14 protein-coding genes are annotated in these 23,987 nt (G+C 71.8%); 11 read left to right on the plus strand and 3 right to left on the minus strand.

Going from position 1 to position 23,987, the window contains the following annotated elements; genetic code table 11:
• Positions 1-126 precede the first annotated feature (126 nt).
• The gene (locus RIN80_RS05465; protein WP_309094341.1) at positions 127-1,572 is read left to right on the plus strand and encodes an aldehyde dehydrogenase family protein; all 1,446 of its coding nucleotides are present in this window, start codon (positions 127-129) and stop codon (positions 1,570-1,572) included.
• A 97-nt stretch (positions 1,573-1,669) separates the two neighbouring features.
• On the opposite strand, the gene RIN80_RS05470 is transcribed toward RIN80_RS05465, so the two are convergent.
• On the minus strand, positions 1,670-4,507 hold the full coding sequence (locus tag RIN80_RS05470; protein WP_309094342.1) for a glycoside hydrolase family 3 C-terminal domain-containing protein: 2,838 nt from the start codon (positions 4,505-4,507) through the stop codon (positions 1,670-1,672).
• Positions 4,508-4,831: 324 nt separating this feature from the next.
• On the opposite strand from RIN80_RS05470, the gene RIN80_RS05475 reads away from it, so the two are divergent.
• From RIN80_RS05475 to RIN80_RS05505, 7 genes are all read left to right on the plus strand, one after another.
• Positions 4,832-6,523, plus strand: coding sequence for an extracellular solute-binding protein (locus RIN80_RS05475; protein WP_309094343.1), 1,692 nt, complete (start codon positions 4,832-4,834; stop codon positions 6,521-6,523).
• A gap of 27 nt (positions 6,524-6,550) precedes the next feature.
• Positions 6,551-7,585: an ABC transporter permease subunit gene (locus RIN80_RS05480; RefSeq protein WP_309094344.1), complete on the plus strand. Its 1,035-nt coding sequence runs from the start codon at positions 6,551-6,553 to the stop codon at positions 7,583-7,585.
• Complete coding sequence (locus RIN80_RS05485) at positions 7,582-8,517, plus strand: carbohydrate ABC transporter permease (RefSeq protein WP_309094345.1); 936 nt, start codon at positions 7,582-7,584, stop codon at positions 8,515-8,517. Before RIN80_RS05480 ends, RIN80_RS05485 begins: the two co-directional genes overlap by 4 nt.
• A 105-nt stretch (positions 8,518-8,622) precedes the next feature.
• Complete coding sequence (locus tag RIN80_RS05490; RefSeq protein WP_309094346.1) at positions 8,623-10,827, plus strand: 1,4-beta-glucanase; 2,205 nt, start codon at positions 8,623-8,625, stop codon at positions 10,825-10,827.
• On the plus strand, positions 10,827-12,794 hold the full coding sequence (locus RIN80_RS05495) for a beta-galactosidase (protein ID WP_309094347.1): 1,968 nt from the start codon (positions 10,827-10,829) through the stop codon (positions 12,792-12,794). The genes RIN80_RS05490 and RIN80_RS05495 overlap by 1 nt, the downstream gene beginning before the upstream one ends.
• A complete protein-coding gene (locus RIN80_RS05500) occupies positions 12,791-14,986 on the plus strand; it encodes a glycoside hydrolase N-terminal domain-containing protein (RefSeq protein WP_309094348.1) in 2,196 nt (731 codons plus the stop codon). Before RIN80_RS05495 ends, RIN80_RS05500 begins: the two co-directional genes overlap by 4 nt.
• A gap of 38 nt (positions 14,987-15,024) precedes the next feature.
• Complete coding sequence (locus RIN80_RS05505; RefSeq protein ID WP_309094349.1) at positions 15,025-15,738, plus strand: hypothetical protein; 714 nt, start codon at positions 15,025-15,027, stop codon at positions 15,736-15,738.
• Between the two features lie 55 nt (positions 15,739-15,793).
• On the opposite strand, the gene RIN80_RS05510 is transcribed toward RIN80_RS05505, so the two are convergent.
• The gene (locus RIN80_RS05510; RefSeq protein ID WP_309094350.1) at positions 15,794-17,836 is read right to left on the minus strand and encodes a TIM-barrel domain-containing protein; all 2,043 of its coding nucleotides are present in this window, start codon (positions 17,834-17,836) and stop codon (positions 15,794-15,796) included.
• A 99-nt stretch (positions 17,837-17,935) separates the two neighbouring features.
• Positions 17,936-18,949 (minus strand): LacI family DNA-binding transcriptional regulator, encoded by a 1,014-nt coding sequence (locus tag RIN80_RS05515; RefSeq protein ID WP_309094351.1) that lies wholly within the window; start codon positions 18,947-18,949, stop codon positions 17,936-17,938.
• 335 nt (positions 18,950-19,284) lie between these two features.
• Here RIN80_RS05515 and RIN80_RS05520 point away from each other — a divergent pair, with 335 nt between their 5' ends.
• From RIN80_RS05520 to RIN80_RS05530, 3 genes are all read left to right on the plus strand, one after another.
• Positions 19,285-21,225, plus strand: coding sequence for an acyl-CoA dehydrogenase family protein (locus tag RIN80_RS05520; protein WP_309094352.1), 1,941 nt, complete (start codon positions 19,285-19,287; stop codon positions 21,223-21,225).
• A gap of 96 nt (positions 21,226-21,321) precedes the next feature.
• Complete coding sequence (gene dxr, locus RIN80_RS05525; RefSeq protein ID WP_309094353.1) at positions 21,322-22,578, plus strand: 1-deoxy-D-xylulose-5-phosphate reductoisomerase; 1,257 nt, start codon at positions 21,322-21,324, stop codon at positions 22,576-22,578.
• An 8-nt stretch (positions 22,579-22,586) separates the two neighbouring features.
• Positions 22,587-23,879, plus strand: coding sequence for a site-2 protease family protein (locus tag RIN80_RS05530; protein ID WP_309094384.1), 1,293 nt, complete (start codon positions 22,587-22,589; stop codon positions 23,877-23,879).
• The last annotated feature ends 108 nt before the right edge of the window (positions 23,880-23,987 follow it).

Below are 23,987 nucleotides of genomic sequence, written 5' to 3' on the forward strand. Positions count from 1 at the left end.
CTAGCCAAACCGTAGTGTCCCCGGCCGCCACTGCTACGCCCCGGACAAGCGCCCTTCGGTCACTCCGCCCCTACCGTTGGTCCCGTACCACTGGATCACCCCCAACGCCGAAGGGCCGGAACGAACATGACCTCCACCCACGCCTTCTGGCTCGCCGGCCGCCAGGCCACCGGCGAGGACACCTTCGACGTCACCTCCCCGTGGGACGGACGGCTCGTGGGCAAGGTGAGCGTGCCGACGGACGCGCAGGTCGAGGAGGCCGTGGCCGCCGCCTACGCCGTGCGCGACGAGTTCGCCGCCACGCCGGCCCACGTGCGCGCCGCCGCCCTCGACCACGTCAGCAGGCGCCTCGCCGAGCGCACCGAGGAGATCGCGCGGCTGATCTCCGCCGAGAACGGCAAGCCCGTGAAGTGGGCGCGCGGCGAGGTCGGCCGTGCCGTCTCCGTGTTCCGCTTCGCGGCCGAGGAGGCCCGGCGGTTCAACGGCGGCGAGGCCCAGCGCCTCGACACCGACCTCGGCGGCCAGGGCCGGCTCGCCCTCACGCGCCGGTTCCCCAAGGGCGTCGTGCTGGGCATCGCGCCCTTCAACTTCCCGCTGAACCTCTGCGCCCACAAGGTCGCCCCGGCCATCGCCGCCGGCGCCCCGATCATCCTCAAGCCGGCCCCCGCGACCCCGCTGTCCGGCCTGATCATCGGCGACCTGCTGGCCGAGACCGAGCTGCCCGCCGGCTCCTGGAGCATCCTGCCGGTCGCCAACGACAAGATGCCCGCGCTGGTGCGGGACGAGCGCCTGCCCGTGATCTCCTTCACCGGCTCCGAGAAGGTCGGCTACGCGATCATGGACTCGGTGCCGCGCAAGCACTGCACCCTGGAACTGGGCGGCAACGGCGCGGCCGTCGTCCTCGCCGACTGGGCGAGCGACGAGGACCTGGACTGGGCGGCGAACCGCATCGCCACCTTCTCCAACTACCAGGGCGGCCAGTCCTGCATCTCCGTCCAGCGGGTCATCGCCGACGCCTCGGTGTACGACCGGCTGCTGCCGCGCATCGTCGCCGCCGTCGAGGCCCAGGTCACCGGCGACCCGAGCGACGACGCCACCGACGTCGGCCCGCTGGTCAGCGAGGACGCCGCGAAGCGCGTCGAGACGTGGGTGCGGGAGGCCGTGGACGCCGGTGCGCGGCTGCTGACCGGCGGCAAGCGCGAGGGTGCCTCCTACGCGCCGACCGTCCTGGCCGAGGTCCCGGCCGACGTGACGATCTCCTGCGAGGAGGTCTTCGGACCGGTCCTCACCATGCAGAAGGTCGACGGCGAGGCCGAGGCCTTCGCCGCCGTCAACGACTCCAAGTACGGCCTCCAGGCGGGCGTGTTCACGCACGACCTGCAGACCGCCTTCCGCGCCCACCGGGCCCTGGAGGTCGGCGGCGTGGTCGTCGGCGACGTCCCGTCCTACCGCGCCGACCAGATGCCGTACGGCGGCGTCAAGCAGTCCGGCGTGGGCCGCGAGGGTGTGCGGTTCGCGATGGAGGACTACACCTACGAGCGTGTGATGGTCCTGACCGGAATCACTCTCTAGCTTATGGGAACCATTTTCATATAAGCTTTGAGGCGGGGTCCGGCACCGATGCCTTCCGGTGCCGGGCCCCTTCCCCGTGCCGGCCTGCTCCGGACCCTCAACCGGAGAAGCCGACGTGCGCGAGCCGCAGCGGGCCGCGCAGTCTCAGGCGCAGGTCGTGCACGCCCGCGGCGGCGACGGCGGCGACGAGCGGCACGTAGTCGTACGGGCCCGGGGTGGGGGCGGTGGTCGACAGCTCGGCCAGCACCGGGCCGCCGTCCAGGGACAGCTCGACCGTGCCCTCGCCGGCCACCTCCACCGTCACCCCGGAGACACCGGGCCCGAAGTCGCAGGCACGGTAGACGAGTTCCCCACCAAAGGCGTCGGCCGGCGTCACCGCGTCGCCCGCCACCTTCGTCCGGTCCACGATCTCGACGCCGCGCTGCTCGTCGAAGGAGGCAGCGGCCAGGCCGTCCGTGACGACCGCGCGCGGCAGGGCGGGCTCGCCGGCCGGCGTGATCTCCGTCCGCAGCCGGATGTCCTCGCTGGAGGCACCGGCCAGCAACTCGTAGGCGCCGGGCTCCACCCGCCACCGCTCCTGGGCCACGTCCCAGAACGCGAGGGCGGACAGCGGGACGTCGAAGGTCAGCTGCGCCGTCGCGCCGGGGGCGAGCGTGATCCGGCGGTGGTCGAGCAGCTCGCGGCGCGGACGCGGACGGGACGGGCCGACGGCCCGCCCGTAGAGCTGGGCCACCTCGTCGGCCGTGACCCGGCCGGTGTTGGTGACCGAGAAGGAGACCCGCACCCCCTCCTCCCCGGCCGTCGCGGTCAGCCCGTCGTAGGCGAACGACGCGTAGGACAGGCCGTGCCCGAAGGGGAACAGGGGTGTGCCCTCGAAGTAGAGGTACGTCTGGCGGCTGCCGATCACGTCGTAGTCGAGCAGGTCCGGCAGGTCGGCGTCGCGGGCGTACCAGGTCTGCGGGAGGCGGCCGGCGGGGGAGACGTCGCCGGCCAGGACGCGGGCCAGGGCGGTGCCGGCCGCCTGGCCGCCGTGCGCGGTCCACAGCACCGCCGGCAGCTCCGCCGGGTCGACGGCGTACGGGTAGGCGCTGACCAGGGCCAGCACGGTGGCCGGGTTCGCCGCGCGGGCCGCCCGCAGCAGCCGCTCCTGGTGGTCCGGCAGCCGCAGCGTCGTACGGTCCTCGGTCTCCCGGCCGCCTAGGTGCGGGTCGTTGCCCGCGACCACCACGACCACGTCCGCCCGTGCCGCGGCACGCGCCACCGCCTCCTCGCCGCGCTCGGCGACGACCAGCTCGAAGACCGCGGGATCCTCGTCGGCAACCTTCACGCCCTCGGCGGAGACACAGACGTGGCGACCCGTTCCCAGGTGCCTGAGGAGGTGCCCGTTCCCGTGCGGTTCCAGGCTGAACGTCTCCTGCACGACCCAGCCGCCCGGCTGGTCGGCGGCGGCGCGGACGTACCCGTCCTCGGCGACCGAGAGGTAGCGGCCGTCGGGCGCCCGCAGGGTCAGCACGCCCCCGCCCCAGTCGACCAGGGCCAGTTCGGTGCCGGTCGCGTCGGTGGTGAGCGCGGGCAGGTCGGTGCGGCCCGCGAGCAGCGCCGGGTCGAGCGCGCCCTCGGCGCCGCGCACCTCGTCCGCGGCGTCCCCGGCCGCCGGCACGTGCAGGAACGCGCCGGACGCCGTCCGCAGCCGGACCCGGTCCACGCCCTCGGCGAACTCCACCCGCTCCGCACCGAACCGCTCGTACAGGCCCTCCAGCGGGGTCGAGCGGTGGATGAGGGTGCCGCTGTACCAGTCGAGCTTGCACTCGTCGGCGAGCAGCCCCACCACGGCGACGCGGGTGCCGGGGGCCAGCGGCAGCAGCCCGTCGTTCTTCAGCAGCACGATCGCCTGCTCGGCGGCCTCCTGCGCCAGCGCGCGGTGCTCCGGGGTGTCGAACGCGGCCGTCGCCTCGTGGGGGTCGTCCCGCGGGTCGAACTCGCCGAGCCGGAAGCGCACCGAGAGCTGGCGGCGCACTGCCGTGTCGAGGTCCGCCTCGGTCAGCAGGCCGCGCTCCAGGGCCCGCCGCAACCGCCCGGTGATCTGCGAGGAGTCCGTGCCGTGGTCGGTGAAGCTGTCGACGCCCGCGACGAGCGAGGCCGCGGTCGCCTCCTCGTGCGTGCCGAAGTAGTGCTCGGCGTCGACCAGGTTGCTCGGCGCGCCCGCGTCCGAGCAGACCAGCAGCTCCTGGTCGGTCCAGGTACGCAGGTGCTCGCGCAGGTACGGGGAGACGTGGTTGGGGCGGCCGTTGACCAGGTTGTACGCCGGCATCACCCCGGCCACCGCGCCCGCCTCCACCGTGGTGCGGAAGGCCCGCAGGTCGTACTCGTGCAGCACGCGCGGGCGCACCGAGCTCGACGAGGTGGCGCGGTCCGTCTCGTTGTTGTGGGCGAGCCAGTGCTTCAGCACGGGCGCGGTGCGCCAGTAGACCGGGTGGTCGCCGCGCAGGCCGCGGGTGTAGGCGGTGGCGATGGCCGAGGTCAGCCTCGGGTCCTCCGCATAGCCCTCCTCGTTGCGGCCCCACAGGGGATGGCGCAGCAGGTTGACCGTCGGGGCCCACACGTTGAGGCCGACCCGGTCGTCCTTGGCGCGCATCGCGCGCGCCTCCCGGGACACGGCGTCGCCGACCCGCCGTACCAGGTCGGGGTTCCAGGTCGCGCCGAGCCCGACGGCCTGCGGGAACACCGTCGCCGGACCCATCCAGGCGACGCCGTGCAGGGCCTCCTGGCCGGTGCGGAACGCGGCGATGCCGAGCCGTTCGACGGCGGGCGCGAACTGGTGCAGGAAGGAGATCTTCTCGTCGAGGGTGAGCCGCCCCAGCAGGTCGTCGGCGCGTTCCGCGAAGGACAGCCGCGGATCACGGAACGGTTCGGTGGGTGGCGTGTGTGCGGTCACGTGGGGATCCCTTGCACTGGATCGGCGAGGCGCTTTCGAAGCGCTTCGATGCTGATTCGACGACGGGCCGGGTGTCAAGGGAGCGGAGTCATCACTTCAAGCGGTGCACAGGAAAGGTCCCTTATTGAGCCCGCGAGGAAGTTTCGGAACGACCCTTGTGCACCCTGGGGCGTTCACTTAACCTCGCAGCAACATCGAAGCGCTTCGACTGGGGAGACCCGGTGCATCGGTCGAAGTCCCGCTTCAGCTCAGCCAGTTCCACTCGAGACACCGCAGCCGACGGCCTCCGCCGGGTGTCCTGGTGTGCCACGAAGGGTTGACGCAATGACGCCGAACGCCGCCTCCGCCTCCTCGGGACCGAGCCGGAGAAGTTTCCTCGCCTCCACGGCGGTCGCCACCGCAGCGGTGACGGGTGGGACGCCGCTGCTCGCCGCGTGCGGCGGATCGGACGGCGGATCGCGGGACGGCACCACCTCGGGCAAGGACGCCAGGAAGATCCTGCCCGCCTACGTGGCCAGCAACGTGGTGAAGCCGGACATCCCGTCCAGGAACGGCTCGGCCATCGGCTTCACCGGCAAGCTGGACCTCGCCACCCTCAAGACCTCGGTCGCCAAGAAGCTCGGCAAGGGCGGCAGGGTCACCGTCATGGCGCCGTTCTGGGGTTCGCCGCCGAAGCAGGACAACGCCTACTACACCGCGATGAACGACCTGATCGGCGTCGACGTCGTCTGGCGGAACCAGGACGGCAACACCTACGACCAGAAGCTCGGCGCGGTCCTCGCCTCCAGCGACGTCCCGGACGTGGTGGTCGTCCCCGGGTGGAACATGGGCGGCAAGATACCCAGCGCCATCATCAGCAAGTTCGCCGACCTCGGCCCCTACCTGTCCGGGGACAAGGTCAAGGAGTACCCGAACCTCGCCGCGATCCCGACCGACGCCTGGCGGCGTTCCCTCTTCGGCGGCAAGCTGCGCGGCCTGCCCATGCCGGCGCCGTCCGCCCCCTCCATGGTGCCTCTGTACCGGCGGGACGTCTTCGAGAAGGAGGGCTACGAAGTCCCGCGGTCCTGCGACGAGTTCATGGCCCTGGCCAAGGAGATCACCAACGCCAGGGCCAAGCGGTGGGCCTGCCTGGACATGAAGTGGACCGCCTTCCAGGCCTTCGGTGTGCTCTCCGGCAGCGAGAAGCCGCTCGGCTGGAACCTCGTCGACGGCAAGCTCGTCAACCGCATCGAGACCGAGGAGTTCCTCGAGGCCCTGGAGTGGTCCCGCAAGCTCTTCGCCGCCGGGGTCGTCCACCCCGACTCCAAGATGGGCAAGAACGCCCCCGACCCGGGTCCCAAGTTCGCGGCGGGCGAGTTCCTGATCTACCCCAACAACATCTCCCAGTGGTGGGGCCGCACCGCCGAACAGGCCACGCAGAACCCGGAGTTCAAGATCTGGGGCATGGACGTCTGGGGCCACGACGGAGGCGACCCGACCCTGTGGGCCGATCAGCCCGCCGGCATCTTCGCCTTCGTCAGCAAGAAGGCCTCCGAGTCGGTCGTCCGCGACGTGCTGGCCGTCGCCAACGTCACCGCGGCGCCGTACGGCACCAAGGAGTACATGATGACCAACTACGGCGTCGAAGGCACCCACTACACCGTCAAGGACGGCGTCCCGGTCAAGACCGACAAGGGCAACATCGAGGTGATGAACGCCTACGTCATGGTCGCGTCTCCCGCCGCGACCCTCGCGCACCCCGACTTCCCCGAGGTCGCCAGGGGCCAGGTCGAGTGGCAGCAGCGGATGGGCGCGTTCGCCAGGAAGTCCTCCTTCTGGGGCATGCAGATCACCGAGCCCGCCCGGTACACCAACCTCACCAACGACGTCGAGCAGCTCGAGGACGACATCGTCCGCGGCCGGAAGAAGATCAGCGACATGCAGCAGTTCGTCTCCGACTGGAAGAGCAAGGGCGGCGACAGACTGCGCGACTGGTACCGGAAGCTCCTCGACGAGAACGGCTCGGCGGCGAGCTGACCCGGCCCTGAGGCAAGGAGAACAGCCGTGTCGCACAGCACGGTGCCTCGGAGCGGTACCGAGGCCGCAACGCCCGAGAAGATGCCGGTGGCGCCCGGTGACGTCACCGGATCCCGGGAGAGGCCGCCCGAGGCCAAGCTGAGCCTCCGGCACAGGTTCCGACGCGATCGCGTCCTGGTCCTCATGACCCTGCCGGCCGTCCTGCTGGTGCTGGTCTTCAACTACCTGCCCATCCTCGGCAACGTCGTCGCCTTCCAGGACTACGACCCCTACCTCAGCGACAACGGCGTCGTCTCCATCCTGAACAGCCCCTTCGTGGGCCTGGAGAACTTCCAGCGGATCTTCGAGGACTCGGCCTTCTGGAACGCCGTCGAGAACACGCTGGTGCTGTTCTTCGTCCAGCTCGTGCTGTTCTTCCCGATCCCGATCCTGCTCGCGCTGCTCATCAACAGCGTGGTCCGGCCCCGTGTGCGGGCCGTCGCGCAGGCGGTGCTCTACCTGCCGCACTTCTTCTCGTGGGTGCTGGTCATCGCCGTCTTCCAGCAGATGTTCGGCGGCGCGGGGATGCTCTCCCAGCTGCTGCGGCGGAACGGGTACGACGGCATCGACATCATGACCAACCCGGACACCTTCGCCTTCCTGCTCACCGCGCAGAGTGTGTGGAAGGACGCCGGGTGGGGGATCATCGTCTTCCTCGCGGCCCTGGCCTCGGTGTCCCAGGACCACTACGAGGCGGCCGCGATGGACGGCGCCGGACGCTGGCGCCGCATGTGGCACGTGACGCTGCCCGCCCTGCGCCCGGTGATCGCGCTCCTGCTGGTGCTGCGCGTCGGCGACGCCCTGACCGTCGGGTTCGAGCAGATCCTGCTGCAACGCGACGCCGTCGGACCGGGAGCGGGGGAGGTCCTCGACACCTTCGTGTGGTGGAACGGCGTGCGCAACCAGGACTTCGGCTACGCGGCCGCCGCCGGTCTCGTCAAGGGCGTGGTCAGCATCGGCCTGGTCCTCGCCGCGAACAAGGTGGCCCATCTCATGGGCGAGCAGGGGGTGTACAAGAAGTGACCGCCGTCGTCGAGAAGCCGGCGAACAAGCCGCGCCCGTGGGCCGCCCCGCCCCGCCCCGCGTGGGAGGAGGAGCCCTCCAGGGCCGGCCTCGCGGGCAAGGGCATCGCCCTGTCCTTCGCCTGCCTGGCGATCCTCTTCCCGCTGTGGATCGTGGTCGTCACCAGCCTCTCCTCGCGGAAGACCATCGACGAGGCGGGCGGCCTGGTGCTGGTGCCCAAGGGCATCACCTTCATCGCGTACCGGGAACTGCTCGGCGGCGGCCAGGTCACCCGCGCCGCGGTCATCAGCGTCCTCGTCACCCTGGTCGGCACGCTGTTCTCCATGGCGGTGTCCGTCCTGTGCGCCTACGGCCTGTCCCGCAGCGGTTCCCTCGGCCACCGCTGGATCCTGATGACGTTGCTGGCGACCATGTTCTTCAGCGCCGGCCTCATCCCCACGTATCTGCTCGTGCAGTCCCTCGGCCTGACGGACAGCTACCTCGCGCTGATCCTGCCGAGCGCGGTGAGCGTCTTCAACATCCTGGTGCTGCGCGGCTTCTTCATGGGGATCTCGCAGGAACTCGTCGACAGCGCGCGCATCGACGGTGCCGGGGACTTCCGCATCCTCTGGCAGATCGTCATGCCGCTGTCCCGGGCCGTCCTCGCGGTGATCACGCTGTTCTACGCGGTGGGCTACTGGAGTGCCTGGTTCAACGCGTCGCTCTACCTGAACGACCAGGACATGATGCCGTTGCAGAACGTGATGATCCAGCTCGTGCAGAAGCAGGAAGCGCCGGTCGGTCTCGGACAGGCCATCAAGACGGGTCAGTTGTCGGGGCTGGCGGTGCAGATGGCGGTCATGGTGATGGCCCTGCTGCCGGTCGCCGTGCTGTCACCCTTCGTCCAGAGGCACTTCAAGAAGGGGATGCTGACGGGCGCGGTGAAGGGCTGACGGATCGCGCCGTCGGGCCGTCCCCCGTCTTCCGCGCGCGGCCCTCCCAGGCTGATCGCGCGGTTCCCCGCGCCCCCAGGTCCCCTCTTGAAGACGAGGTATGTCATGCATGCGTCCAGTCCGAGCAGAAGAACCGTCCTGGCCGGGACCGCCGCCGTCGCCGCGCTCACCGCCGTTCCGCTCCTGCCCGGCCGCGCGCACGCCGCGCAGGCGGCCGTCCCGGCCGGCCGGGCCTACCGCTGGCGCAACGTCGTCCAGGGCGGCACCGGATTCATCACCGGCGTGCTGTTCCACCCCGCCGTGCGCGGCCTCGCCTACGCCCGCACCGACATCGGCGGCGCCTACCGCTGGGAGGACCGGACCGGCCGGTGGGTGCCGCTGACCGACCACATCGGCTGGGACGACTGGAACCTGCTGGGCGTGGAGGCCATGGCCGTCGACCCGGCCCATCCGGACCGGGTCTACCTCGCCCTCGGCACCTACGCCCAGCCCTGGGCCGGCAACGGGGCCGTGCTGCGCTCCGAGGACCGCGGAGCCACGTGGCGGCGCACCGACCTCACCGTGAAGCTCGGGGCGAACGAGGACGGGCGCGGATGCGGTGAGCGGCTGCTCGTCGACCCGCGCGACAGCGACACCCTCTGGCTCGGCACCCGGCACGACGGACTGCTCAAGTCGACCGACCGGGGCGCCAGTTGGCAGGCCGTGAGCTTCCCGGCCACACCCGGCCCCACCGGCCGGGGCATCACGCTCCTGGTGGCGGCGGGCCGTACCGTCTACGCCGGCTGGGGCGACTCCGACGGCACCTCCGCGAACCTGTACCGCACCGCCGACGGCACCACCTGGGAGGCCGTCCCCGGGCAGCCCACGGGCACCGCCGCCAGGGTGCCGATCCGCGCCGCGTACGACCGGCACACCCGCGAGCTGTACGTGACGTACGCCGACGCGCCCGGCCCGAACGGCCAGTCCGACGGCAGCGTGCACAGGCTGCGCACGGCGAGCGGGAAGTGGACCGAGGTCACGCCCGTGCGGCCCGGCGGCACGACGAGCGACGGCGGGACCGACTCCTTCGGCTACGGCGGGGTCGCCGTCGACGCCCGCCGGCCCGGCACGCTCGTCGTCTCCACCAACAACCGCTGGGCCGAGATCGACACCGTGTTCCGCTCCACCGACGGCGGCCGCAGCTGGACCTCCCTGAAGGACACGGCCGTCTTCGACGTCTCCGAGACGCCGTTCCTCAACTGGGGCGGCGACAAGCCCAAGTTCGGCTGGTGGATCCAGGCCCTCGCCCTCGACCCGTACGACTCGCGGCACGTCGTGTACGGCACGGGCGCCACCCTCTACGGCACCCGCGACCTCAAGCACTGGGCGCCGCAGATCCGCGGCCTGGAGGAGGCCTCCGTCCGCCAGTTGCTCTCGCCCCCGGCCGGCGAGGCACACCTGCTCAGCGGGTCCGGGGACATCGGCGTGATGTACCACGAGCGGCTCACGGCGTCGCCCTCGCGCGGCATGGCGTCGAACCCGGTGTTCGGCACGTCGACCGGCCTGTCGCTGGCCGCTGCCGAGCCGTCGTACGTGGTCCGGGCGGGCTGGGGCGACCACGGCAACGGGGCCTGGTCGAACGACGGCGGCAGGACCTGGGCCCCGTTCAAGACCCAGCCGAGCGTGGCCAGGAGCGCGCCCGGGCCGATCGCCACCAACGCCGACGGCAGCGTGCTGCTGTGGTCCTTCGGCACGGGCAACCCCGCCTTCCGCTCGGCCGACAACGGCGCCACCTGGTCGGAGGTCGCCTCCTTCCCGAAGGGCGCCGCCCCGGTCCCGGACCCGGTCGACCCGCGGCGCTTCCACGCCTTCGACACCACCACCGGCACCCTGTTCGCCAGCACGGACGGCGGACTGACCTTCACCGCGCGGGCCACCGGCCTGAACGCGGGCGACACCGAGTTCCAGCTCGTCGCCGCCCCGGGCCGCTCCGGCGACCTGTGGCTGAGCCTGAAGTGGAACGGGCTGTACCGCTCCATCGACGGCGGCGCGACCTTCACCAAGGTCGCCGGCTGCCGGGCCTCGTACACCCTCGGCTTCGGCAAGGCCGCCGAGGGCGCCTCCTACCCGGCGCTCTACATGGTCGGCTCCACCGAGGTGATCACCGCCGTGTACCGCTCGGACGACGAGGCGAAGACCTGGACGCGGATCAACGACGACCAGCACCAGTGGGGCTGGATCGGCGCCGCCGTCACGGGCGACCCGCGCGTGTACGGCCGGGTCTACATCGCCACCAACGGGCGCGGCGTCCAGTACGGCGAGCCCGCCTGATGCCCGGCCTGACCGACGCGACGTGGGGCCGCCTCCTCTACGGCGGCGACTACAACCCGGAGCAGTGGCCCGAGGAGACCTGGCACGAGGACGTCCGGCTGATGAAGGCCGCCGGCGTCAACTCGGTCACCCTCGGCGTCTTCTCCTGGTCGACGCTGGAACCCGAGCCGGGCGCACGGGAGTTCGGTTGGCTGGACACGCTGATGGACCTGATGCACGAGCACGGCATCGGCGTCGTCCTCGCCACCCCGACCTCCTCGCCCCCGCCCTGGATGGGCCGGCTGCACCCCGACACCCTGCCCGTCACCGAGGACGGCCGCACCGAGTGGTGGGGCGGACGGCAGCACTTCTCGCACTCCAGCGCCACCTACCGGCGCTACGCCGCCGCCATCACCGAGGACCTGGCCGCCCGCTACGGCGGCCACCCGGCCCTGACCATGTGGCACATCAACAACGAGTACTGCACCTACGACCACGGCGACGAGGCCGCGGCCGCCTTCCGCCGCTGGCTGCGCGCGAAGTACCGCACGCTCGACGCCCTCAACGAGGCCTGGGGCACCGCCTTCTGGAGCCAGGGCTACGACACCTGGGACGGCATCCTGCCGCCCCGCCTGCCGCACTACCTGCGCAACCCCGGTCAGGTCCTGGACTTCCGGCGGTTCACCTCCGACATGCTCCTGGAGTGCTACACCGCCGAGCGGGACATCGTCCGCCGCCACACCCCGCACATCCCGGTCACCACCAACTTCATGCCGCTGTGGTTCGGGCAGGACGCGTGGCGCTGGGCCGGGGAGGAGGACGTCGTCTCCGTCGACCTCTACCCCGACCCGCGCGACCCGCTGGGCGCCCAGAGCGGCGCCCTGGTGCAGGACATGACCCGCTCCCAGGCCCGCGGGCCGTGGATGCTCATGGAGCAGGCGGCCGGGCCGGTCAACTGGCGGGGCGTGAACCACCCCAAGCCCCGGGGGATGAACCGGCTGTGGTCGCTCCAGGCCGTGGCCCGGGGCGCCGACGCCGTCTGCTACTTCCAGTGGCGGCAGTCCCGGCAGGGCGCCGAGAAGTTCCACTCCGGCATGGTCAGCCACGCTGGGGAGGAGGGCCGGACGTACCAGGAGGTCAAGGGGCTCGGCGCCGACCTGGCGCGGATCGCCCCCGAGGTGAGCGGCCGGCACCTCACCGCGGACATCGCCGTCCTGCACGACTGGCACTCCTGGTGGGCCGGCGCCCAGGACGGCCGCCCGTCCAGCCGGGTGGAGTACCCGGACGTCCTGCGCGCCTGGCACCGGGCCCTGTGGCAGGCGCACCTCACCACCGACTTCGCCCACCCCGAGCATGAACTGACGCGGTACCCGCTGGTCGTCGTGCCCCAGCTGTACGCGCTCACCGACACCGCGATCGGCAACCTCCTGGCGTACGTGCGGCAGGGCGGCACCCTCGTCTGCGGGTTCCACACCGGCGTCGCCGACGAGGACGACCGGGTCCGCCCCGGCGGCATGGACGCCCGGCTGCGGGAACTGTTCGGCATCCGCACGCTGCACGAGTGGTGGCCACTGGACGAGGGGGAGACCGTCACCTGCGAGGGCTTCCGGGGCACCCTGTGGTCCGAGGAGCTGGAGGGCGACGGCACCGCCGAGGAGAGCCTGCTCTACGAGGGCGGCGAGCTCGACGGGCTGCCCGCCGTGCTGCGCAAGGGCCGGGCCTGGTACGTCTCCACGCTCCCGGAGCCCGCCGCGCTGCGCGACCTGCTGGCCCGCGTCGCCACGGGCGCGGGCGTCCGGCCGGTGCTCGACGGACTGCCCGAGCAGGTGGAGGCCGTACGCCGGGGCGAGGTGCTGTTCGTGCTCAACCACGGCCGTTCGCCGGTCACCGTCGAGGTGCCCGGCACCCATCACGACCTGCTGACCGGGACGGACATCACCGACCGGATCACCCTCGGGCGCCACGGGGCGGCGGTGCTGCGGCCATGACCGACTCCGCCCCCGTCCACGGCACCTGGGAGCCGCACCCGGCCGGCCGCTGGGAGGACGCCTTCCTCAGCGGCAACGGCCATCACGGTGCCCTCGTGTTCGGCGACCCGAACGCCGAGCGGGTCGTCGTCACGCACCACACGCTGGTGCGGCCCAACGGCCGGGACGACCGGCCCCCGCAGCTCGCGGCCGGTCTCGCCGCCCTCCAGGACCGCCTCCTGGCCGGTGACACGAGCGCCGCCGAGAGCTTCACGGACGGCCGCCCGCTCCAGTGGGTGCAGCCCTTCCACCCCGCCTTCCAGGTCCGGGTGGTCCGGCCGGCCGGTGACTGCCCCGGCTACCGCCGGGAGGTCGACTTCACCACCGGCGTGGTGAGCGCGGCCTGCGACGGCTGGGCCGGGCGGGTCTTCGTCTCCCGCGCCGACGACGTGATCGTCCAGCACGTCACGGGCCCCGCCCTGACCCTCGACATCGACCTGGACCACCGGCTCCCCGGCGCCCCCGCCGGACTGGGCGTCGGCCACGGAGCCGTCCTCACTCCCGACGGCGCCCTGCTCAGCCTGCGCGTCCGCTACCCGGACAGCGACCGGGCCTGCACCGGCGTCACCCGGATCACCGTCACCGGGGGCACCACCACCCTGGTGCCCCCGGGCGTGCGCATCGAGGGCGCCCGGTCCGTCCTGATCCTCACCCGGGTGTTCCGGCACACCGGCGAACTCGACGTGGTCGCCGAGGGCCGTGCCCTGCGCGACCTGCCCGCCGATCCCGCCGAACTCCTCGACCGCCATGCCGCCCTGCACCGCACCGCCTACGCACGCGTCACCCTCGACCTCCGCGCCGACCCCGCCGAACGCGCCCTGCCGGGCTCCGAACTGCTCAAGCGGCCACGCAGCGCCGCCCTGCTGGAACGCCTCTTCGCCGCCGGCCGCTACCACCTGCTCAGCGCGAGCGGCCTCTTCCCGCCCCGCCTGACCGGACTGTGGACCGGCGACTGGAACACCGCCTGGTCGGGCGCCTTCACCAACGACGCCAACCTCAACCTCCAGACCGCCTCGGCCGCGGCCGCCGCCCTGCCCGAGGTCACCGAGGCCCAGGCGCACCTCATCCACCGTCTGCTGCCCGACTGGCGCGACAACGCCCACGCCGTCTTCGGCACCCGGGGCGCCGTGGCCCCCGCCCACTCCGACGGCGAGTCCGGCCACTCCTGCCACTTCAGCCGCGAGTACCCGCTGCACCTGTGGACGGCCGGGGCCGACTGGCTGCTCAAGCCGCTCGTCGACCACGACGACACCCGGGGCGCCCGCGACCCGCGCACCGCCGCCGCCCTCACCGAAGTCGCCCTCTTCTACGAGGACTTCCTCACCCGCGCCGATGACGACGGCCACCTCGTCGTCGTCCCCTCCTACTCACCCGAGAACCGCCCCGCCAACGCGAGCTGGGGCACGATCAACGCCGCCATGGACCTCTCCGCGGCCCGCCACGCCCTGCGCACGGCGGCCGCCTACCACCCGGGCACCCCGGAAGCGGACCGCTGGAACGCCCTCGCCGACCGGCTCCCGCCGCACCGCGTCAACGCCGACGGAGCCCTGGCCGAATGGGCGTGGCCGGGCCTGGAGGACTCCTACGACCACCGCCACCTCAGCCACCTCTACGGCGTCTGGCCGCTGGACGAGATCACCCCGTACGACACCCCAGGGCTCGCGGCCGCCGCCCACCGCGCCCTGGAGCTGCGCGGCGCCGAGAACGACTCCGCGCACGGCCATCTGCACCACGCCCTCGTCGCGGCCCGGCTCCGGGACGGCGACCGCGTCGCCGCCGCCCTCGACCGGGTCCTGGGCGGCGACTTCTTCCACGCCTCGCTGATGAGCGCCCACTACCCCGGCCGGGACGTCTACAACGCCGACGCCGCCCACACGCTGCCCGGCGTACTGATCGAGATGCTCGTGCAGTCCACCCCCGACCGGCTGGTGCTGCTCCCCGCGCTCCCGGCGGACCTCCCCGGCGGCGCGCTGCGCGGTGTGCGCACCCGGTTCGGCGCCGGGCTGGATCTCACCTGGAGCCGGGACGGCACCGCCACCGCCGTGCTCCGGCCGAGCCGCGACGCCCGCGTCGAACTCAGGACTTCCGCCGGCGGCGAGCCCCTCGACCTCGTCGCCGGAGAAGACCGCGTCCTCACCGTGAGAGCGCGGTGATCCCCCCGCACGTTCCCCCCACCCATGGAAGGGACACCATGGCAACACGCACCCTGAGCAGGCTCACCAAGGCCCTGCTGGCCCCGGCCCTCGCGCTCGGCGCCACCGTGGGCCTCGCCTCCGCCCCCGCCTCCGCCGCCGTCTGGAACTCCTGCGACCAGTGGGGCAACACGAGCCTGAACGGCTACACGCTCTACAACAACATCTGGGGATCCGGCGCCGGCAGCCAGTGCGTCTGGGCCAACTCCGGCACCAACTGGGGCGTCTGGGCCGACCACCCCAACACCGGCGGCATCAAGTCCTACCCCAACTCCAAGAAGGTGATCAACAAGACGATCACCTCCCTGTCCTCGCTCAGCAGCACCTACAACGTCACCGTCCCGTCGTCCGGCGCCTACAACACGTCGTACGACATCTGGGACACCGACTACGACTACGAGATCATGCTCTGGGTCAATGACAACGGCGCGGTCGGACCGCTCGGCACCTCCCAGGGCAGCGTCACCCTCGGCGGCCACACCTGGAACGTCTACAAGGGGAACAACGGCGCCAACGAGGTCTTCTCGTTCCTGCGCACGTCCGACTCCAGCTCCGGCAGCGTCGACATCCTGCCGATCCTGAAGTGGATCAAGGACACCAAGAAGTGGATGGGCAACGAGACCATCGGTGACGTGCAGTTCGGCTACGAGATCACCTCGTCGTCCGGCGGACTGAACTTCACCACCAACAACCTGACCGTCAGCGGCGGCTGACCCCGGCCAGGGGGGTGGCCGGACGACCCGATCGGTCCGGCCACCCCCGGCACGGCTACTCCGCCACGGGCAGCCGCGCCCCGTCCCGCAGGAACAGCGGGATCCGGTCCAGCGGGGCGTCGACCGTCACGGCCCGGCCGCCCTGGTACGTCTCACCCGTCCAGGCGTCCGTCCAGACGGCCCCGGCCGGCAGATACGCCGTCCGGGCGGTGGCACCGGCCGTCAGCACCGGGGCGACCAGCAGGTCCGGGCCGAAGAGGTAGGAGTCGTCGACCGACCAGGTGGCCTGGTCGCCCGGGAACTCCAGAAACAGCGGCCGCATCACCGGCAGCCCCTCCTCGTGGGCCGCGCGCATCACCTCCAGCACGTACGGCTTGAGCCGCTCGCGCAGCCGCAGGTACTTCTCCAGGACGGCCCCGGCCTCCTCGCCGTAGGACCACACCTCGTTGGGCCCCCCGGTCATCTCCGGGCCCAGCGGCATGCCCGGGTCGCGGAAGCCGTGCAGCCGCATCAGCGGGGACAGCGCGCCGAACTGGAACCAGCGCACCATCACCTCCCGGTACGCCGGATCGTCCGGGTCGCCGCCGTGGAAGCCGCCGATGTCGGTGTTCCACCAGGGGATGCCCGACAGCGCCGTGTTGAGGCCGGCCGCGATCTGCCGGCGCAGGGTCGGGAAGTCGGTGCCGATGTCCCCGGACCACAGGGCGGCGCCGTAGCGCTGACTGCCCGCCCAGGCCGAGCGGTTGAGGGTGACGACCTCGGTCTCGCCGGCCGCCGTCAAACCCTCGTGGAAGGTGCGGGCGTTCTCGGCCGGGTACATGTTGCCGACCTCCAGGCCCGGTCCCGCCCAGTAGCGCAGGTTCTCCTGGAACCCCGGCTTCAGCTCCGGCTCGCAGGCGTCCAGCCAGAACGCCGTGATGCCGTACGGGTCGAGGTAGTTCTCCTTCACCTTCGACCACACGAACTCCCGGGCCTCGGGGTTGGTCGCGTCGTAGAAGGCCACCTGGACGGTCGAGGCGACCTCCTTGTCCGGCCAGTCGGCGTGCGCCGTCGGGCCGTACTGGGTGCCGATGAAGTACCCGCGCTGCTCCATGACCGGGTGGTTCTCGGACAGGGGCGAGACCGAGGGCCAGACGCTGACCACCAGCGTGATGCCCAGCTCCCTCAGCTCCCGCACCATCGCCGCCGGGTCCGGCCACTCGGCGGGATCGAACTTCCACTCGCCGAGGTGCGTCCAGTGGAAGAAGTCGCAGACGATCGCCGAGACGGGCAGGCCCCGCCGCCTGTACTCGCGGGCCACCGCCAGGAGTTCGTCCTGTGTGCGGTAGCGCAGCTTGCACTGCCAGAAGCCGGCCGCCCACTCCGGCAGCATCGGCGCCCGGCCGGTCACCGCGCTGTAGCGGCGCTGCCCGTCGGCCGGGGCGCCCGCGGTGATCCAGTAGTCGATCTGGCGGGCCGAGTCGGCGACCCACCGGGTGCCGTTGTGGGCGAGTTCGACACGGCCGATCGCCGGGTTGTTCCACAGCAGCGTGTAACCGCGGCTTGAGGTGAGCACCGGGATGGCGACCTCGGCGTTGCGCTGGACCAGGTCCAGCACCAGGCCCTTCTGGTCCAGGCGCCCGTGCTGGTGCTGTCCGAGCCCGTAGAGCCTCTCGCCGTCGTACGCGGCGAAGCGCTGTTCCAGACGGTGGTGGCCGTTGCCGACGGCCGTGTAGAGCCGGGGGCCGGGCCACCAGAAGTGGGCGCGGTCCTCGGCGAGGATCTCGCCGCCGTCCTCGGTGCGCAGGAAGCGGATCAGGCCCCCGGCGTCCACCTCGACGGTGAGCGCGCCCACGGTCAGCCGGCCGCCGACGTCCTCGATCTTCACCGTGCACGGTGCCGCGGGGGCCTCGTCGAGCAGGGCGCCCGGGAGCCCGTCGAGGATCGGGCCGCCGAGCCGGGCCCGGACCCGGACCGCGTCCGGACCCCACGGCTCGATCCGCACGGTCTCCTGGCGGCCGCTCCACTCCAGCGCGCCGCCCCGCTCACGGAACGTGCCGACGGTGGGGGAGGACTGCGCCAGGCTCACCTGGGGCCGGGTGTCAGCAGGCAGATTCACGCGTGCTCCTGTGCTCCTGGAGGAGTGCGGACAGGGGGTGCCCCGAAAGGAGGCGAGGTGCGCAGACGGCCGGGCGGGAGACGCCCGGGCCGGGGGTGCCTACGGGCGGCTCGGGGCCGGTCCCGTGCTCGCCCGGACCGTCAGCTCGGGGGCGAGCAGCACGACCTCGTCGCTGCCGCGTCCCTCCAGCTTGGCGACCAGTTGTTCCACGGCGTGCCGGCCCATCTCCTGCGCGGGCAGGGCGACCGAGGTCAGCCGCACCGAGGCCTGCGTCGCCACCTGGTCGGGGCAGATCGCGACCACCGACACGTCCTCCGGCACGGCCCGGCCCTGCTGCCGCAGCAGGGCGAGCAGCGGCTCGACCGCCGACTCGTTCTGCACGATGAGCCCCGAGGTGTCCGGGCGTTCGTCGAGGATCCGGGCGAGGGTGACCGCAACGGCGTCGTACCCGCCCTCGCAGGGCCGGTGCAGCAGCCGCACGCCCAGCTCGCGCGCGCGGGAGCGCAGGCCGTCGAGGGTGCGCTCGGCGAAGCCCGTGTGCCGCTCGTAGACCGCGGGTGCCTCGCCGATGACAGCGATGTCCTGGTGCCCCTGTTTCGCCAGGTGCTCCACGCACAGCGCGCCCGTGGCCCGGAAGTCCAGGTCGACGCAGGTCAGTCCGGCGGTGTCGGCGGGCAGCCCGATGAGCACCGACGGCTGGTCCGTCGCCCGCAGCAACGGCAGCCGCTCGTCGTCGAGTTCGACGTCCATCAGGATCATCCCGTCGGCGAGGCCGCTGCCCGCGACGCGGCGCACCGCGTCGGGCCCCTCCTCGCCGGTGAGCAGCAGCACGTCGTAGCCGTGCGTGCGCGCGGTGGTGGCCACCGCGATGGCGATCTCCATCATCACCGGCACGTACATGTCCGTACGCAGGGGGACCATCAGCGCGATGATGTTCGACCTGCTGCTCGCCAGGGCGCGGGCCCCGGCGTTCGGGTGGTACCCGAGTTCGCGGATGCTCCGCTCGACCCGCTGCCGGGTGGTCGAGGAGATCGACCGCTTGCCGCTGAGGACATAGCTCACCGTGCTCGCCGAGACTCCGGCGTGCTGGGCGACCTCGGCGAGGGTGACCATCCGGCTCTCCAACTTTTGTGAAGCGCTTCGACAGCGCGCCGTGCTGATATGAACGGGTGAGGGTGGGTCGACAGTAGCTTCAGCGGACGGCGGGTGTCCATAGGCTGTCGAAGCGCTTCGATACCGAATTCCGGGTGCGGTCCGGCCTCGGGGAGACACCCCGATGCAACACCCTCACCGGGCGCCCTTCAAGTGTCGCGCGCCCTCCCCGCCTTTCGGCCGAACGGACGCGCGAGGGCTGGTGGGAGCGTCCGGTTTCGGGTACCAACGATCCAGTAGCACTGGTCGGTAACGAAACGGTCCTCCATCTACCTAGATGCGGCGAGGTGCCCCTCATGTCCGCTTCAACCACCCCCTCTTCCCGTCCCGCCGTCACCGAGCGGGAGGCCCGTGAGGTGGCGGAGGCCGCCCGGGAACAGCACTGGCGCAAGCCCAGCTTCGCCAAGGAGCTGTTCCTCGGCCGCTTCCGGCTCGACCTCATCCACCCCCACCCCGTCCCCGAGGACGAGGCGGCCCAGCGCGGCGAGGAGTTCCTCGCCAAGCTCCGCGACTTCGTCGAGACGAAGGTCGACCCGGCCCTCATCGAGCGTGAGGCCCGCATCCCCGACGAGGTGATCGACGGACTGAAGGAGCTCGGCGCCTTCGGCATGAAGATCGGCACCAAGTACGGCGGTCTCGGCCTCACCCAGGTGTACTACAACAAGGCCCTCGCCCTGGCCGGCTCCGCCAGCCCGGCGATCGGCGTGCTGCTCTCCGCCCACCAGTCGATCGGCGTGCCCCAGCCGCTGAAGCTGTTCGGCACCGAGGAACAGCGCGAGCGCTTCCTGCCGCGCTGCGCCCGCACCGACATCAGCGCCTTCCTGCTCACCGAACCCGACGTCGGCTCCGACCCGGCCCGCCTGGCCACCACGGCCGTGCCCGACGGCGACGACTACGTCCTGGACGGCGTCAAGTTGTGGACCACCAACGGGGTCGTCGCCGACCTGCTGGTCGTCATGGCCAGGGTGCCGAAGAGCGAGGGCCACCGCGGCGGCATCACCGCCTTCGTGGTGGAGACGAACTCGCCGGGCGTCACCGTCGAGAACCGCAACGCCTTCATGGGCCTGCGCGGCATCGAGAACGGCGTCACCCGCTTCCACCGGGTCCGCGTCCCGGCGGCCAACCGCGTCGGCGAGGAGGGCCAGGGCCTGAAGATCGCCCTGACCACCCTCAACACCGGGCGGCTGTCCCTGCCCGCGTCCTGTGTCGCGGCCGGCAAGTGGTGCCTGAAGATCGCCCGTGAGTGGTCGGCGGCCCGCGAGCAGTGGGGCAAGCCCGTCGCGCACCACGAGGCGGTCGGCTCCAAGATCTCCTTCATCGCGGCCACCACCTTCGCCCTGGAGGCCGTGACCGACCTCGCCTCGCAGATGGCCGACGAGGACCGCAACGACATCCGCATCGAAGGCGCCCTGGCCAAGCTGTACGCCTCCGAGATGGCCTGGACGATGGCCGACGAACTCGTCCAGATCCGCGGCGGCCGGGGCTTCGAGACGGCCGAGTCGCTCAGGGCCCGCGGCGAGCGCGGCGTCCCGGCCGAGCAGCTGCTGCGCGACCTGCGCATCAACCGCATCTTCGAGGGCTCGACCGAGATCATGCACCTGCTGATCGCGCGCGAGGCCGTCGACGCCCACCTCTCCGTCGCCGGCGACCTCATCGACCCGGAGAAGTCCCTCGGCGACAAGGCGAAGGCCGGCGCGCACGCGGGCGCCTTCTACGCCAAGTGGCTCCCCAAGCTGGTCGCAGGCCCGGGCCGGCTGCCGACCTCGTACACCGAGTTCAAGCACGAGGTCGACCTCTCCGGGCACCTGCGCTACGTCGAGCGCACCTCCCGCAAACTGGCCCGCTCCACGTTCTACGCCATGTCCCGCTGGCAGGGCCGCATGGAGTCCAAGCAGGGCTTCCTCGGCCGGATCGTCGACATCGGCGCCGAGTTGTTCGCCATGAGCGCGGCCTGCGTCCGCGCCGAGCACCTGCGCGCCCGGGGCGAGAACGGCCGCGAGGCCTACCAGCTCGCCGACGTCTTCTGCCGCCAGGCCCGCATCCGCGTCGAGGAGCTCTTCACCCGGCTGTGGACCAACACCGACGACCTGGACCGCAAGGTCGTCAAGGGCGTCCTGTCCGGCACCTACGCGTGGCTGGAGCAGGGCATCGTCGACCCGTCCGGCGACGGCCCCTGGATCGCCGACGCGACCCCGGGTCCGTCGCAGAAGGAGAACCTCCACCGCCCGATCCGGTAAACCCGGGCCCCTGGGGGGCGCGAACCACTGCGGCGCGCGCCCCCAGGATGGGGATGCGCTGTCCTCACACACGAGCCTTACGGCAACAATGGAGGGATGAGCGACAGTCCAGCCCCCCTCGCCGACCCGCACCTCGTCTACGACCCCGTGGCGGGCGACGGCCCGAAGGACGTGGTGATCCTCGGCTCCACCGGGTCCGTCGGCACCCAGGCCATCGACCTCGTGCTGCGCAACCCCGACCGCTTCCGGGTCACCGGCCTCTCGGCCAACGGCGGCCGGGTCGCCCTCCTCGCCGAGCAGGCGCACCGGCTCCGCGTGCGCACGGTCGCCGTGGCCCGGGAGGACGTCGTACCGGCCCTGCGCGAGGCGCTCACCGCGCAGTACGGCACCGGCGAGCCGCTCCCCGAGATCCTCACCGGCCCCGACGCGGCCACCCAGCTCGCCGCCTCCGACTGCCACACCGTCCTGAACGGCATCACCGGCTCCATCGGACTCGCCCCGACCCTCGCCGCCCTGGAGGCGGGCCGCACCCTGGCGCTGGCCAACAAGGAGTCGCTGATCGTCGGCGGCCCGCTGGTCAAGGGCCTGGCCAAGCCCGGGCAGATCATCCCGGTCGACTCCGAGCACGCGGCCCTCTTCCAGGCACTGGCCGCCGGCACCCGCGCCGACGTGCGCAAGCTGGTCGTCACCGCCTCCGGCGGCCCCTTCCGCGGCCGCACGAAGGCCGAGCTGGCCGGCGTCACCGTCGAGGACGCCCTGGCCCATCCCACCTGGGCCATGGGCCCGGTCATCACGATCAACTCCGCGACCCTCGTCAACAAGGGCCTGGAGGTCATCGAGGCCCACCTCCTCTACGACATTCCCTTCGACCGCATCGAGGTCGTCGTGCATCCCCAGTCGTATGTCCACTCGATGGTTGAGTTCACGGATGGATCGACACTGGCCCAGGCGACCCCGCCCGACATGCGCGGGCCGATCGCCATCGGCCTCGGCTGGCCCGAGCGCGTCCCCGACGCCGCCCCCGCCTTCGACTGGAGCAAGGCCTCGACCTGGGAGTTCTTCCCGCTGGACAACGAGGCCTTCCCCTCGGTGAACCTCGCCCGGCACGTCGGCGAACTCGCGGGCACCGCCCCGGCGGTGTTCAATGCGGCCAACGAGGAGTGCGTGGAGGCGTTCCGCCGGGGCGCGCTGCCGTTCAACGGGATCATGGACACCGTCACCAGGGTCGTCGAGGAGCACGGCACCCCGCGGGCGGGAACCTCGCTCACCGTGTCGGACGTCCTCGAAGCGGAGACCTGGGCGCGCACCCGGGCCCGGGAACTGGCGGCACAGACGGCGGAGGCCCGTGCATGACGACCCTGATGTTCATCCTCGGCATAGTCCTCTTCGCGGTCGGCCTGCTGTTCTCGATCGCGTGGCACGAGCTGGGGCACCTGTCCACCGCCAAGCTCTTCGGCGTCCGCGTGCCGCAGTACATGGTCGGCTTCGGCCCGACGATCTTCTCGCGCAAGAGGGGCGAGACCGAGTACGGCATCAAGGCCATTCCGTTCGGCGGGTACATCCGCATGATCGGGATGTTCCCGCCCGGCCCGGACGGCCGCCTGGAGTCCCGCTCCACCTCCCCGTGGCGCGGCATGATCGAGGACGCCCGCTCCGCCGCCTACGAGGAGCTCCGGCCGGGCGACGAGAACCGCATGTTCTACACGCGCGCCCCCTGGAAGCGCGTGATCGTGATGTTCGCCGGCCCCTTCATGAACCTGATCCTCGCGGTGGTGCTCTTCCTCACCGTCCTCATGGGCTTCGGCATCACCCAGCAGACCACCTCGGTCAGCTCGGTCTCCCAGTGCGTCATCGCGCAGAGCGAGAACCGCGACAAGTGCGTCAAGGGCGACCCGGCCTCCCCGGCCGCGGCGGCCGGCCTCAAGGCGGGCGACAAGATCGTCTCCTTCGACGGCACCCGCACCGACGACTGGAACGAGCTGTCGGACCTGATCCGCGCCAACCCCGGCAAGGAGGTGCCGATCGTCGTCGAGCGGGACGGCCGGGCCGTCACCCTGCACGCGAAGATCGCCACGAACCAGGTCGCCAAGAAGGACGCCGGCGGTCAGATCGTCGAGGGGCAGTACGTCCAGGCCGGCTTCCTCGGCTTCAGCGCCGCCACCGGCGTGGTCAAACAGGACTTCGGCGACTCCGTGACGTGGATGGGCGACCGGATCGGCGAGGCCGTCGACTCCCTCGCCGCCCTCCCGGGCAAGATCCCGGCCCTGTGGAACGCGGCCTTCGACGGCGCCGAGCGCGAGGCCGACTCACCCATGGGCGTGGTCGGCGCGGCCCGCGTCGGCGGTGAGATCTTCACCCTCGACATCCCGCCCACGCAGCAGCTGGCCATGGCCCTGATGCTGGTCGCCGGCTTCAACCTCTCCCTGTTCCTGTTCAACATGCTGCCGCTGCTGCCGCTCGACGGCGGCCACATCGCGGGCGCCCTGTGGGAGTCGCTGCGCCGCCACCTCGCCCGGCTGCTGCGCCGCCCCGACCCGGGCCCCTTCGACGTGGCGAAGCTCATGCCGGTCGCCTACGTGGTCGCGGGCATCTTCATCTGCTTCACCATCCTCGTCCTGATCGCGGACGTGGTGAACCCGGTGAGAATCTCCTAGTCATACGGAGTTCACGGCGGTCCGGCAGGGTTTCGGCCGGGCCGCCTCCCATCGGGTGGCACCGCGGGTGGGATGTGCCCGTGCCGGTGCCGGTGCCGTAATCTCGAA

This window comes from Streptomyces sp. (assembly GCF_031181705.1).
In the GTDB taxonomy this organism is placed as follows: domain Bacteria; phylum Actinomycetota; class Actinomycetes; order Streptomycetales; family Streptomycetaceae; genus Streptomyces.

Bases quoted from the DNA above. Each gene is read 5' to 3' on its own strand.
- RIN80_RS05465 (WP_309094341.1), top strand. From the start codon at position 127: ATGACCTCCACCCACGCCTTCTGGCTCGCCGGCCGCCAGGCCACCGGC.
- RIN80_RS05475 (WP_309094343.1), top strand. From the start codon at position 4,832: ATGACGCCGAACGCCGCCTCCGCCTCCTCGGGACCGAGCCGGAGAAGT.
- RIN80_RS05490 (WP_309094346.1), top strand. From the start codon at position 8,623: ATGCATGCGTCCAGTCCGAGCAGAAGAACCGTCCTGGCCGGGACCGCC.
- RIN80_RS05495 (WP_309094347.1), top strand. From the start codon at position 10,827: ATGCCCGGCCTGACCGACGCGACGTGGGGCCGCCTCCTCTACGGCGGC.
- RIN80_RS05500 (WP_309094348.1), top strand. From the start codon at position 12,791: ATGACCGACTCCGCCCCCGTCCACGGCACCTGGGAGCCGCACCCGGCC.
- RIN80_RS05505 (WP_309094349.1), top strand. From the start codon at position 15,025: ATGGCAACACGCACCCTGAGCAGGCTCACCAAGGCCCTGCTGGCCCCG.
- RIN80_RS05515 (WP_309094351.1), bottom strand. From the start codon at position 18,949: ATGGTCACCCTCGCCGAGGTCGCCCAGCACGCCGGAGTCTCGGCGAGC.
- RIN80_RS05520 (WP_309094352.1), top strand. From the start codon at position 19,285: ATGTCCGCTTCAACCACCCCCTCTTCCCGTCCCGCCGTCACCGAGCGG.
- dxr (WP_309094353.1), top strand. From the start codon at position 21,322: ATGAGCGACAGTCCAGCCCCCCTCGCCGACCCGCACCTCGTCTACGAC.
- RIN80_RS05530 (WP_309094384.1), top strand. From the start codon at position 22,587: ATGTTCATCCTCGGCATAGTCCTCTTCGCGGTCGGCCTGCTGTTCTCG.